Annotated in this window: 13 protein-coding genes and 1 pseudogene; all 14 read right to left on the reverse strand. The window is 40.6% G+C overall.

All coding sequences use genetic code 11. From position 1 onward, the window contains the following. Nucleotides 1-2: 2 nt before the first annotated feature. Nucleotides 3-752, reverse strand: coding sequence for an FRG domain-containing protein (locus JCM17102_RS09410; RefSeq protein ID WP_081800205.1), 750 nt, complete (start codon nt 750-752; stop codon nt 3-5). Nucleotides 753-761: 9 nt separating this feature from the next. Next, nucleotides 762-1,400, reverse strand: a complete 639-nt coding sequence (locus JCM17102_RS09415; protein ID WP_025074923.1) for a nucleoside/nucleotide kinase family protein — start codon at nt 1,398-1,400, stop codon at nt 762-764. A 235-nt stretch (nt 1,401-1,635) separates the two neighbouring features. Then, nucleotides 1,636-2,501 (reverse strand): annotated as a pseudogene (locus JCM17102_RS26980) (GDP-L-fucose synthase family protein); the annotation flags it as partial. A 74-nt stretch (nt 2,502-2,575) separates the two neighbouring features. Further along, nucleotides 2,576-3,664 (reverse strand): GDP-mannose 4,6-dehydratase, encoded by a 1,089-nt coding sequence (gmd, locus tag JCM17102_RS09425; RefSeq protein ID WP_025074924.1) that lies wholly within the window; start codon nt 3,662-3,664, stop codon nt 2,576-2,578. 1 nt (nt 3,665) lies between these two features. Then, nucleotides 3,666-4,412, reverse strand: a complete 747-nt coding sequence (locus JCM17102_RS09430) for a WecB/TagA/CpsF family glycosyltransferase (RefSeq protein WP_025074925.1) — start codon at nt 4,410-4,412, stop codon at nt 3,666-3,668. Nucleotides 4,413-4,500: 88 nt separating this feature from the next. Beyond that, nucleotides 4,501-6,102, reverse strand: a complete 1,602-nt coding sequence (locus tag JCM17102_RS09435; RefSeq protein ID WP_025074926.1) for a hypothetical protein — start codon at nt 6,100-6,102, stop codon at nt 4,501-4,503. After that, nucleotides 6,080-6,448, reverse strand: a complete 369-nt coding sequence (locus JCM17102_RS09440; RefSeq protein WP_033886671.1) for a hypothetical protein — start codon at nt 6,446-6,448, stop codon at nt 6,080-6,082. Before JCM17102_RS09440 ends, JCM17102_RS09435 begins: the two co-directional genes overlap by 23 nt. A gap of 49 nt (nt 6,449-6,497) precedes the next feature. After that, nucleotides 6,498-7,076 (reverse strand): glycosyltransferase family 4 protein, encoded by a 579-nt coding sequence (locus tag JCM17102_RS09445; RefSeq protein ID WP_081800206.1) that lies wholly within the window; start codon nt 7,074-7,076, stop codon nt 6,498-6,500. Continuing rightward, entirely contained in the window at nt 7,073-7,693 is a 621-nt protein-coding gene (locus JCM17102_RS31495; RefSeq protein ID WP_275564359.1) for a glycosyltransferase family 4 protein, read from the reverse strand. Before JCM17102_RS31495 ends, JCM17102_RS09445 begins: the two co-directional genes overlap by 4 nt. 53 nt (nt 7,694-7,746) lie before the next feature. Beyond that, entirely contained in the window at nt 7,747-8,244 is a 498-nt protein-coding gene (locus tag JCM17102_RS31500) for a hypothetical protein (protein WP_275564360.1), read from the reverse strand. A 208-nt stretch (nt 8,245-8,452) separates the two neighbouring features. Next, entirely contained in the window at nt 8,453-9,493 is a 1,041-nt protein-coding gene (locus JCM17102_RS09460; RefSeq protein ID WP_025074929.1) for a glycosyltransferase family 4 protein, read from the reverse strand. A gap of 86 nt (nt 9,494-9,579) precedes the next feature. Further along, on the reverse strand, nt 9,580-10,149 hold the full coding sequence (locus tag JCM17102_RS09465) for a serine acetyltransferase (RefSeq protein WP_275564361.1): 570 nt from the start codon (nt 10,147-10,149) through the stop codon (nt 9,580-9,582). A 43-nt stretch (nt 10,150-10,192) separates the two neighbouring features. Continuing rightward, nucleotides 10,193-10,909 carry a hypothetical protein gene (locus JCM17102_RS09470; protein ID WP_025074931.1) on the reverse strand — a complete coding sequence of 239 codons (717 nt, stop codon included), beginning with the start codon at nt 10,907-10,909 and terminating at the stop codon, nt 10,193-10,195. 732 nt (nt 10,910-11,641) lie between these two features. Then, nucleotides 11,642-11,929 (reverse strand): glycosyltransferase family 2 protein, encoded by a 288-nt coding sequence (locus JCM17102_RS09480; RefSeq protein WP_033886674.1) that lies wholly within the window; start codon nt 11,927-11,929, stop codon nt 11,642-11,644. Between the last annotated feature and the right edge of the window lie 5 nt (nt 11,930-11,934).

Here is an 11,934-nt window from a genome sequence, read left to right on the forward strand (position 1 = left end):
TATCAATTATCGATTTTTTGTATTTTGCGTATGGGCTTTAATTTGGCATTCGCCATGGCGAAACCTATCGGATCATTGTATATGGTAAGCTCGGATATATTAAAATATCGTTCCAGGGCATCCCTGATTTTTCTTTTTGCATTCTTATGTATCGGAATAACCTTGATTGCATGGTCATCTGCTACCATCGTTTGCAATCCAAATATGAAAACGCTGTCTTGACGTACAATGCGATTGTTAATTGCTTTCGGATACCAAAGGTAGAAACGAGACATCTTTTCATTTGAGTCTTTGTTTCCCAATTCACTGAGCAACACGTCTATCGGTCTTGCATCGTCATGCTTTATTTCGATCAACGTGCCTTTTTTAAATTCTTCTTGGACATCCAAAATATAAAGAAAACCGGTCTTGTCAAAGTCATCTTGGCAAGCAAACCATAAAGAAGTAAGAATGTTCTTACTGAAATCAATAAGACACGTTGCTCCTCCATTATGCTGAATATCAGAAAGCACCTCAAGGTCACTCCCCACATACAGAGATGGGAATTGTCTCCTCGCTTCCATCAATAAAGACTTTATATATGATATAGCTATTTCATCCTTAAGGTTATTCTCTTTTACTAAACGAATTAAATATCCAGAAGAAATCGTATGTGTATAAGACGTAATGTCCGACCCATATCGTTCTCTCGTATCCTTGCATCCATGTAAAGCCGTTACGCCTCTGAATAAATACTCTCTTTCGTTGTTTATTTGGGAAAGTTATTTGATGCGTAAGATTACTTTACCAATTACATCTATGCCTTCATCTTCTTCACTAAGTATGACCGAGTTATCTGAAAATAAAAAATCATGAGCCGCATCAAGTACCTCTTCAAGGTACTTTGTGCTACCATCCAATGGATTGGTTATTACCAAATCAAATTGTCGGGCATATTTCATGTCCGATTTGATTTTTTTTATCCTCGACTCTATTTCATCGTAAGCAGAAGTACCACGTACAGTCCAACTCTCCCGAAGTTTCTCAAAATTGTCCGTTCCAACAAAAATAGTGAGGACTGAAAGCCTTAACTGTTGCTTTATATGGCCTATATTTTCTGGAGAGATTTCAAGAAGGTAGTTTTTATCAGATGATTCAAGCTCGCGGATATCTGTCCCATAAAGTATATCCGGACAGGCTTCTTCATATTCCACGAATTTTCCTTCTTGAATTCTTTTTTTGAATTCTTCTGCCGTTATAAAGTGATAGTTTAAACCATCACGCTCTCCAATACGGGGTTTTCTTGAAGTGGTCGTAATAGTGCTTTTTAGATTTAGTGATTCTTCCTCAAAAAGCCGTTGTAGAAGTTTACTTCTCTCAGTCCCTGGTACACAATAAATTGCAATAACTTTGCCGCCCATATCGTAAGTTTTTAAATTACATTATTATTGGGAGTTGTTGCACAAAAATATCATAGCCTTATTTAGCTTTTATTCTTGTGCTACAAGAAACAAGGGAACTCAGTTGTTACATTTGAACCTTGCAATCCCATAGTAAAACTATAACATTATAATCATTGACATTTATTTTTAATTGCAAAATACGATTTTTAACGTAAACATGAAGCAATAAGAGTAAACATATATTTATTTCTATTTATCGTTCCGCACGCATGGGGGTGTTCAAGAAGTCCTCGTATGCGAAACGTATTCCGTCCTCTAATTCTGTCTTGTAAGTCCAGCCCAGTGCGGTAGCCTTAGACACATCAAGTAGTTTACGCGGCGTACCGTTGGGACGGGTGGTATCCCATAGGATTTCGCCCTCATAGCCCACGACCTTGGCAACAAGCTCTGTCAATGCCTTGATGGTAAGCTCCTTACCGGTGCCTGCGTTAACGGTTTCATTGCCTGAATAGTTGTTCATTAGGAACACACAAAGGTTGGCAAGATCGTCTACATAGAGGAATTCGCGGAGCGGACTTCCATCACCCCAGCAGGTCACTTCTTTCAAGCCCGCTTCCTTCGCCTCATGAAAGCGGCGGATAAGCGCCGGTAACACGTGGCTGTGCTCGGGTGGTAGTTGTCATTCGGCCCATAGAGATTGGTGGGCATCACGCTGATATAGTCCGTGCCGTACTGGCGGTTGAGAAACTCGCAGTATTTCAATCCGGAGATTTTCGCCAATGCATATGCCTCGTTGGTCTTTTCCAGTTCGGAGGTAAGCAGGCAGCTTTCAGGCATTGGCTGGGGCGCCATACGCGGGTATATGCACGATGAACCGAGAAACTCCAGCTTCCTGCAGCCATTGCACCATGCCGAGTGGATGACATTCATCTCCAGTATCATGTTCTCGTACATGAAGTCCGCCAATGCCGATTGGTTGGCGATGATACCGCCCACCTTTGCTGCGGCGAGGAATACATATTCGGGCTTTTCTTCGGCAAAGAAGCGTTCCACGGCTTCCTGACGAGTCAAGTCCAACTCTTTGTGCGTACGTGTGATGATATTCGTATATCCCTGGCGTTGCAGTTCCCGTACAATGGCAGAACCTACCATTCCACGGTGTCCTGCCACATAGATTTTTGCGCTCTTCTCCATCATTTCACAATCCCTTTTTCCAGATATTCCGCCAGGTTGAGTTTCACTTTCTCTCCGGCACGTTCCACGGCTACCTTTGCCATATCCGTTTCCACCATGATGCGGACCAACTCTTCAAACGAAGTCTTGGCAGGGTTCCAGCCCAACTGTTGTTTTGCCTTTGTGGGGTCGCCCCAAAGGTTCACCACATCAGTAGGACGGTAGAAGTCGGGAGATACCTCGACAAGGACACGGCCGGTGGCAACATCAATGCCTTTTTCATTCTCCTCTTCACCTTCCCAGCGTAGTTCGATACCTGCATAGTGGAATGCCAGAGTGGCAAACTCACGTACAGAGTGCTGCACGCCGGTGGCTATGACGAAATCTTCCGGTTTGTCGTTTTGGAGAATCAGCCACATACATTCCACGTAGTCCTTGGCATATCCCCAGTCGCGGAGTGAGGAGAGGTTTCCCAGTAACAGCTTGTCCTGCTTGCCTTGTGCGATGCGTGCCGCCGCAAGGGTAATCTTACGCGTAACAAATGTTTCGCCGCGCCGTTCCGATTCATGGTTGAACAGGATACCCGAACAGCAGAACATGTTGTAGGCTTCACGGTATTCTTTGGTAATCCAAAATCCGTACTGCTTTGCTACTGCGTATGGCGAATAGGGGTGGAATGGAGTTTTCTCATTCTGCGGCACTTCCTCCACTTTCCCATACAGTTCGGAGGTGGAAGCCTGATAGATACGGCAGGTTTCAGTCAGGTCGCACTGGCGCACAGCCTCAAGGATTCGGAGTACTCCGGTAGCATCCACATCAGCCGTAAACTCCGGCGAATCGAATGATACTTGCACATGGCTTTGGGCGGCGAGGTTGTATATCTCGTCGGGCTTCACCTTCTTGACCACTTGCAGGATGCTCATGGAGTCGCCGAGGTCGGCATAATGGAGGTGGAAGTTATGATGTCCTTCCAAGTGGGCGATACGTTCGCGGTAATCTACTGACGAACGGCGAATCGTGCCGTGCACGTCATAGCCCTTTTCCAAGAGGAACTCGGCGAGGTAGGAACCATCCTGTCCGGTAACGCCGGTTATCAATGCTGTTTTCATTTTATTGAGTTATTGATTTATGTTTCCGTTTCATTTCAGCCGTCAGCAGCATGGGCAGTGTAAGCACAATCATGCTGCACCGCCTGATCTGTTTCTTCGGCTCACTGAATATCCGATAGACGAACTCCAGATGATGCCTTACCATCCATGCAGGTGCCCGCCTGGCATCCACACCACTGTAGAATTTGAAGGCAGCCCCTACGGCAATCATCACCCCTCTTTTCAGGTGGGGTTTCAGCCGGCTCATAAAGTATTCCTGCTTCGGGGCACCCAAGGCAATCCAGATAATGTCCGCACCGTCCGCTTCTATCTCCCGGGCAATACCCTCATAGTCGAAATCTTCCACCGCCCGGAAAGGCAATTCCACGAACTGCATCTCCGCCACATCGGGATTAACAGATACAAGGTTCTTTTTAAGTGCATCCAGGACAGCTTGCCGGGTCCCCATGAATATCATGCGGTATTTCCGGCTCTTCACGATATCCATGAATATCTGGCTGCCACAATACTGCTCATACCGCTTTCCGTAAATCCACCGAATATAAAGCGGCACATAACTGCTGTCGCAGATGGAGAACATTCCTTCATTCACCACTTGTCGGTAAACCGTATTGCGATTGACTGTATCAAGTATAACCCCGTCGGCCACACAGATATAACCGCTCCCATTGCCATCCAGTTTATCGGCAATACGTTTGTGTACGGATTCCTTGTCGAATTCGTAACGGATATTGAAATAAGTATGCATGATTTATGCTTTAATCCTTTTGTTTATTAGATTTTCTTGTATTCAAGTCCCAATGAAGATGTAACGATTAATATAATCAAATCCATGACTATACATTAATGAACCACGGTTTTATTCCAGGCAACATTTCACGAATTAATGAACCGGGTTTTTCAACCAAGGAGTTGCCAAATAACACATTGCAAAAATCAATATATTTTTTACATTCTATATAGTCCTTGGATTTAAGGAGGTAATTGACTTCCGAATTAGCATGTTGTCTCAAACCGTCTTTGTAAATCATACCATTATCAAATATTATATCAGGATTAGGCATGACTTCTGTTTGAGAAATGGTAATTCCATTACTAAATTGAAATCTGAATGGTACGTTTACAAATTGATTAAAGCTTTTAACATACATCTCCGGATAAAGGTATGATGACGCTGAACTAAGCATCATGTCAGCCATATATGCCATAGACCCTACAATTCCGTTTATATAGTTTGAGAGGGAATGATAGCCTATTAATTTTAACTGTAAAGATAGTTCCTTGCCTTTTTGAACGACACATGAATAGTAATTCCTAAAATCTATTCCCTCTGATATGATTGACAAGGGAAAGAATTGTCCATTTTGTATAATCATTACTGGGGTTAGATGCTGCAAGTAGGCCTTCCTGACTATCGTATCCCAAGAATTGAATGAATCTAGGGGTCTTCTAAAAAGAGTATAAAGAGTTTCGTCCTTGCTCAACTCCATATCATATCCCAATTCATCAAGATGAAAAAAACTTTCAAGCCTATTCCTTGGAGAAAGGGCATGGGACGCATTGGCTTTCGGGTCTCCACACAATCCCCAAAATAACATATATGCGATAAATGGATAAAGGGAATTCTGATTTACATTGTTCCTGTAACAAAATCTATATACATACGTAAACATGGAAGTATAGTTTGTATATCCAAGGTAGTCAGACCTTTCAATCTTCTTGCCTCCGTTTCTTTTCTTGTCACCTAAAGACATGAAATTTTCAAATGATTTATCACGGACTACAAAATCAACAATCTCCACACCTTTCTTACCATACCTCAAAACCATTTCCGTTGCCTGAATTGCAAAAGCTAATGATTCAAGAAAAGAACGAGTTGAATAGTCTGTATTATAGGAATCCAATATGGGATTACCTTCATCCAATTTTATTTGTGACAATGCAGCAGTTATTAGATTTTTGTCAAAGAGAGAGAGTTTATTAAGTTCATTAGAAGCCGCTTCTCTGAATGCCGATATATCATAGAAAGGGACATCATTTTTAGATATACCCTTTTGTTGTAATAGTTCTGACTTTCTTTCTTGAGCTAGCCCCAACCATTGGTTAAATGGCAAAGGCAGATACTTGTAATGAATGGACGAATGCTTGAATGACTCAAGTGCATTAACAGACAATGACAAGGAGAGGAGTTTTTGAAACCAATGCTCCATTAATAAAGGTGCAGTCAGGTAGTCGTGAAGATGCCGGCCTTCATGGAGATAGGTAGTGTTAAAAATAACCCGCTCCAATGTCTGTTGCATACTATCTGTGGATAAATCCAAATCGAAGTTTGGACTCTTGCTATTCAAATAATCAAGAATAGCGCGCTTCTTTTCTAACGTATCACAAATAATAGTTGCTCCAGGAAAGTTTAAATCAAATTCCCCCGTCTTTGACATCTTGTTCTTCGTTTAATTCGGTTTCCATATTTTCCTTCAAACTTGGAATTATCGCATAAAGATTTTCTGTATTTATCGCATATCGCTCACTCTCAGTAGTTACAACAATCTCTGTTTTGCAATCATTGATAAAATCCTTGATTGCATCAGTTACAAAGGGAGAGAAAACACTGATAGCAATAGAAACCAACCAGTGGTTTACTTCCGATAATTTGGCATCATACGAGGCTGAGTCAACTGCCACTTCGCTGATTATTTCATACTTTTCCTCCGCAGGGCATCTGTCTGCGATAAATTGTTTCAATCTTTCAAGATTGGAATTGTCTAACTCGATACTGATTCGCATATTGAAATTGACTGTTTTTTGATTGTTTATATATAGGGAATGCTTACAATCAAGCATTTTCCAAAATTTTATGATATAAATCTACGGTTCTACGAGCCTTAGAATCCCAAGATAGTTCTTTTCTATTCATCAAGATACTTTCTCTCATCTTATTCAGCACGTCTCGATTCCCGTACAAATAGGTTATCTTTTCGGCAAACTCAGTTACAGACTTATTTGGATTTGAAAGTTCAATTGTCTCTCCTGCAAACCCCTTCACTAACGGTCCAAATCCACAAGTATTAAAGCTCAAAACTGGAAGTCCTGCCGAAATGGCTTCTAAGACAACCGTAGAGGTTGCTTCCATGATACTGGTGAAAAAGAATAAATCTGCGTTTTTCATCATTGCCGTCACATCTCTATTCGGAATCTTTCCATGAAAAATCACTCTATCTGCGATTCCTTCATTTGCTGCCAATGCGGTAAAAAATGCCATCTCCTGTTCGCTGCCTGTGCCACACACATGCAATTGAATATATTGATTACCGGTTGCCGCCACAGCACGAATCGCTAATCCCAACTGCTTCCTGAAATCAAACTTACCCACCCATAACAGTTTGAAAATCCTTTCATTATTATTGATATTTATGGGGGGGTAATTGGATAAGCCTGTATCATTTTCAAAGCTTTGCTATCCCATGACAGTTCTATTTGCTTATCGTTACATGCTTTCGACATCTTCTGTAACCTTTCACGATGACGGTACAGCATCCGTATTTGAGAGGCAAAGTCTGATACACTTTCTTGTGGATTTGTTAACGGGATGGTACAACCGATGGAGGAATCTACCACTTCTCCCTGCCCACAAGTCTTTATACATAATATAGGAAGATTGTTTTTGACGGCCTCCAATACCACGTGAGGTGTCCCCTCCATGATACTGGTGAAAAGCAGCAAATCACTCCTCTTCATCATTTTCTGAACCTCCTGATTGGGCAACAAGCCATGCCAGACTATTTGAGAGTCCACACCTGATTGTGATGCCATATTCCGGTAATGTTCGGATTCCGCCTCTGTTCCATCTCCTACAATGTGCAGTTTTACGGAAATATCTTTGAGCTGTTCCATCGTTGCGATGGCCAGTCCCAACTGCTTCCGGGAGTCAAACTTACCCACCCATATCAATTCCAGTCCGGGTTTATGAAAATCATGGGCTTTTTCCAAGGCATCATTCTGCCCGCAACCCGTTTCATTAATTAAGACCACATCCCGATGATGGTATTCCCGGATTACGTCCGCACATCCTTTCGTGGCGGCAATCAGCGCGGAAGCCTATGGATTGCCTGCAACACCCGGGGATGGTGCTTACGCTGCCAATCATTGATCACGTTTTTCACCCAAGCCTTTGTATATTGCGACATGGAAGTGCCCTTCAAAAAAGACAAGGGCATCAATTCCATTCCTCCAATCGGCCCCCACACGAAAGGAATGCCCTCAATCTTCCACAGGTAGCCAGGCTCACGAAAACCAATCATGTTCAACTGATGTACCACATCTATCCGGTTGTCGGCAATGATTCCCTTCGCTATCTGCAAAGTCTTCTGTTGCCACTTCCTGTAATACCAGTAAAACCTCCAGTCCCCTTGATTCCAACACATTTGTCTAACCTTGTCAGGAAGTGGATTGTAATAAAAATGAAGATTATCTTTTTGGGGAAGCAGCATTACAGCCTCTTCAATATTATCTTTAAATTCGCCCTCAGTTATCACATATACATTGCAGTACCTAGCAATGTTTATCACCCAATTCCAACCCATGCCTTGTTCACTGCCCCAGTAAGGATTGACGGCGTAAGCATTTATTAATATATTAAGCATGTTAAATATTGATTATGTTGTTTTTAAACGTATATTCCCTATTCTATTCAAACACCCTCCAAAAACTATTGAGTCGTCCCTTAAAGAACAAATCAAACCCAATACAGAAGAACTGAAAGCATGAGCATTATAAATACGACATCCATTGTCATTTCAACGAACCATAAATTTGTCCTAATTCAGTAGTTATCTGAAAGACATTAAATTTGTGTTCAGCAAACCAGATGGATGCATTGCTGATTTTTTTATATAATAATCTATCCGACATCAACATATTTAGCTTCTCAGATAGTTCTTTAATATCTCCGGGAGAAAAAAGCATTGTATTTTCTCCGTCAATAGCAACATCAGGCAAACCACCAACAGGAGTCGTTACAACCGGAAGATGATAAGCCCAAGCATCAAGGACACCCATCGGAAATCCTTCGGAATAACTTGGTAAACAATAGATCGAGGCATGTCGAAAAGCACATTCTTTGGCTTCGCCATTAATCCATCCAAGGAAGTCTACTCTATCACTCATGCCCAACTCTCTGACCAAATGTTTCCCTTCTTCAATTTCTCCATTTCCGGCAAGTTTCAGCCGCCATAACGGGAACCTATCAGCGATTAGTGCAAATGCTTTTATAAGATCATCATATCCCTTACGGTGGGTCAGTGTTCCTGCAAAAAGTATATATGACTCCCTTTCTTCTGCCTCTGATGGTTTCACTATTGGGCACGGATTGTAAAGCACTTTCATTTTATCTTCCGGCAAGTGGAATACCCTCGTCACTTCTTCCCGCCATGTATTGGAAAGAAGAATCACTTTATCGGCATGAGTGAAAGAATATCTATATAAGTCTCGGTATTGCCCTCCTATAGAGAATTCCGGACCTGATGAATGAAGGTGGACTATCAGTTTTTTTCTAAACAGTTTCGACAACCATGCAAAAATGCGTTTCCGTTTTTCTGTACCATAATCAGCAGTGTGGATATGCACGATGTCACAAAATGGCAATCGAATTAAATAATCAATCATCCCTAATAAAAAATACATAATTTTTCGCCAAGAGGGACCATCACGGTGCGTTTGTACCCAATGACAATGAAATTGCTTCCACTGCCTGCCCGTTTCATGGGCTTTTATTACAGATGTAATCCCGCCACGGGTTTTGTGAGATGTGGCAACAACCAATACTTTAGGCATCGAAATAAAGTTTGCTATTTTAATGTGTCATTAATACATAAACGGATAAACACTTCTGCCAAATATCGTGTAACCGGATGAAGCGTTTATAAGTTGTATCTCAATATTTTGGCAGGTACACCACCAACAACAGCTTTGTCTGGTATATCCCTTGTTACAACAGCATTTGCACCAATAGTAACATTGTTGCCGATTTTCACTGAACCGAATATTTTGGCATCTAGTCCGATATAACAATTATCTCCAACGGTAGTAAGTCCTTCGGTTTCATCTTCATGCTTATTTCCAAACACTACTCCAGGAAGTAATGTACAATTTTTGCCTATCCTGCAATTCGCTGACACATGCAAAAAACCACCAGTATGATAAATGCGAAGTCCACCAGATATAGTCCCAGGATATAGAGTAATATGCAGTTTCAGGCTAAGCCGCTTGTATAAATACCAATGGTAAAAGTAAGCCAATTTATGCCATCCAGGCTTATTCATATGATACTCTTGGTAACGGATATGCCTTACAATATTATACAAAAACCAACTTTCGTTATTAACCAAACGATCCTTCATCCCCGGACGCTTATTCCCATATCGAGCCAAATCCTCCTTCAATATGGTTTTAAACTCCTCTTTAGTCATAATACTATTCATGGCAGCCATGTATAAAACTGGCTTGATCTATATTTTTAAACATTTGACGCTATTACTGTAGTAATCCCCGCAAAAGCTCACATACAAACTTATTTGATTCGGGAATATAATGAATAAAATCGGTATGCCAGAATTTTGAATTCATAAGTTGTTTATCTATATCATAAAAACAGACACCTTTTTCACTAGCAATCTCCCTCATTATGAAATTTTTGCCTTCAACAATCCTGTTCTCTATATCAATTAGGATTTCTTTGGGCTTTATACATAATTTACGTCTGACACGCTCAATATATGGATTGTACTTTCTTGTTTTATACATATGAAGAGTTGACAAGACAAACACCTTACTCGAACGTAACATACATTGACATAACAGAAAGGTAAAGTCTTTACGGAAACGGGAGTAATCGTAGTCGGTGAAAAACGATTGACCGTCTTCTGATATGCGTGAATGGTTCCCAATCCATACAAATATTACGTCATACTTATACAACCCGTTTTTAAAGAAACATTCCCATTGATCCCAATACATTGCATCTCTTAAAGCAGCAGATGAGGCAAAAAGATCACAAGGCCTCTCCAATGTTTCTGACAATGAGCGTCTTATTTGACGAGCGATACTATCGTCAACCAATAATATACGTTCGTTAACTTTCTCATTTGCATGGTCATACCAAAAGTTACTCCACTCTGTCACCTCCTTACCTTTTAATTGATTTAACCAGCAAGTATTGTTAGATGTATTTTGGTAAATCTCATTTTGCATAATTGTTTTTCTGAATTTAATGATATTACTTTAATTTATCTACTAAGCGCATTAGCACGTTAGCTACGGCGTATGCTCTAATGGAAAATAAAAACCTTATAATCTTTTGAACTAATAACGATGGGCGAGCTTTGTGTATGATTGTATCATACGGTTCATTATTGATATAATCATAGGCGATATAGGCATTAGCACACCTATAAATAAAGGCGTATAAATACCAAAAAACCCATGTATGAAGTAATGTCTCATAGCTTGTATGGAGATTCCATGCCTTTAATTGCTCCGACAACTCCATATATATTTTTACTATAATTTCATTATAACCTTCAAAAATTCTTCCCCTACCAGATTCAAGCGGATATTCATACCGTATGTTATATGTATGCACTGGGATTGTACTAATCGAGTTTATGTAATTGTAATACCTAAAGTTAAAAACCATATCTTGAGACCTGCGATATGACGGGAACATAATGCCGTTATTCCGTATCAATGAAGTTCTGAACAGCTTGCAAATAGGGCCATCTAAATAATGATACTCAAACATTATGGCAGAAAAGTTTTCCCGACACTTATCTTGAGTTGTATATGATATAATTGGTCTGCACTTTTTTGAAGTAGATATAATTTTATTTTGCTGGGTTACTTTCCTATCAATGCTTTGTGATATTACCAAGTCAAAATCACCTTTCATTTGCTCGATAATGAGCGTTTCGACATAATTAACCTCTACCCAATCGTCAGGTCGATAAAGCAAATAAATTCTCCTGATGAATAATTGATACCGACATTTCGTGCTGGTCCTGATCCAGCATTTTCTTGATAATAGACCTTACAACGAGTGTGACACTTACAATAGTCTTTGACGATAGCATAAGAACCATCAGTTGCGCCATCAACTACTATAATGCATTCAATGTTCTTGTATGTCTGCTTTTCAATACTATCCAAGCATTGCACAAGGTATGCTTCTACATTATACACAGGGATAATAATGCTAACAAGAGGCAAGTCCATAATTC

Source organism: Bacteroides faecichinchillae JCM 17102, assembly GCF_000614145.1.
In the GTDB taxonomy this organism is placed as follows: Bacteria; Bacteroidota; Bacteroidia; order Bacteroidales; family Bacteroidaceae; genus Bacteroides; species Bacteroides faecichinchillae.

Coding starts and splice junctions, on each gene's coding strand:
- JCM17102_RS09415 (WP_025074923.1), bottom strand. CDS start 1,400: ATGGGCGGCAAAGTTATTGCAATTTATTGTGTACCAGGGACTGAGAGA.
- gmd (WP_025074924.1), bottom strand. CDS start 3,664: ATGAAAACAGCATTGATAACCGGCGTTACCGGACAGGATGGTTCCTAC.
- JCM17102_RS09430 (WP_025074925.1), bottom strand. CDS start 4,412: ATGCATACTTATTTCAATATCCGTTACGAATTCGACAAGGAATCCGTA.
- JCM17102_RS09435 (WP_025074926.1), bottom strand. CDS start 6,102: ATGTCAAAGACGGGGGAATTTGATTTAAACTTTCCTGGAGCAACTATT.
- JCM17102_RS09440 (WP_033886671.1), bottom strand. CDS start 6,448: ATGCGAATCAGTATCGAGTTAGACAATTCCAATCTTGAAAGATTGAAA.
- JCM17102_RS31500 (WP_275564360.1), bottom strand. CDS start 8,244: ATGGGTTGGAATTGGGTGATAAACATTGCTAGGTACTGCAATGTATAT.
- JCM17102_RS09460 (WP_025074929.1), bottom strand. CDS start 9,493: ATGCCTAAAGTATTGGTTGTTGCCACATCTCACAAAACCCGTGGCGGG.
- JCM17102_RS09465 (WP_275564361.1), bottom strand. CDS start 10,149: ATGGCTGCCATGAATAGTATTATGACTAAAGAGGAGTTTAAAACCATA.
- JCM17102_RS09470 (WP_025074931.1), bottom strand. CDS start 10,909: ATGCAAAATGAGATTTACCAAAATACATCTAACAATACTTGCTGGTTA.
- JCM17102_RS09480 (WP_033886674.1), bottom strand. CDS start 11,929: ATGGACTTGCCTCTTGTTAGCATTATTATCCCTGTGTATAATGTAGAA.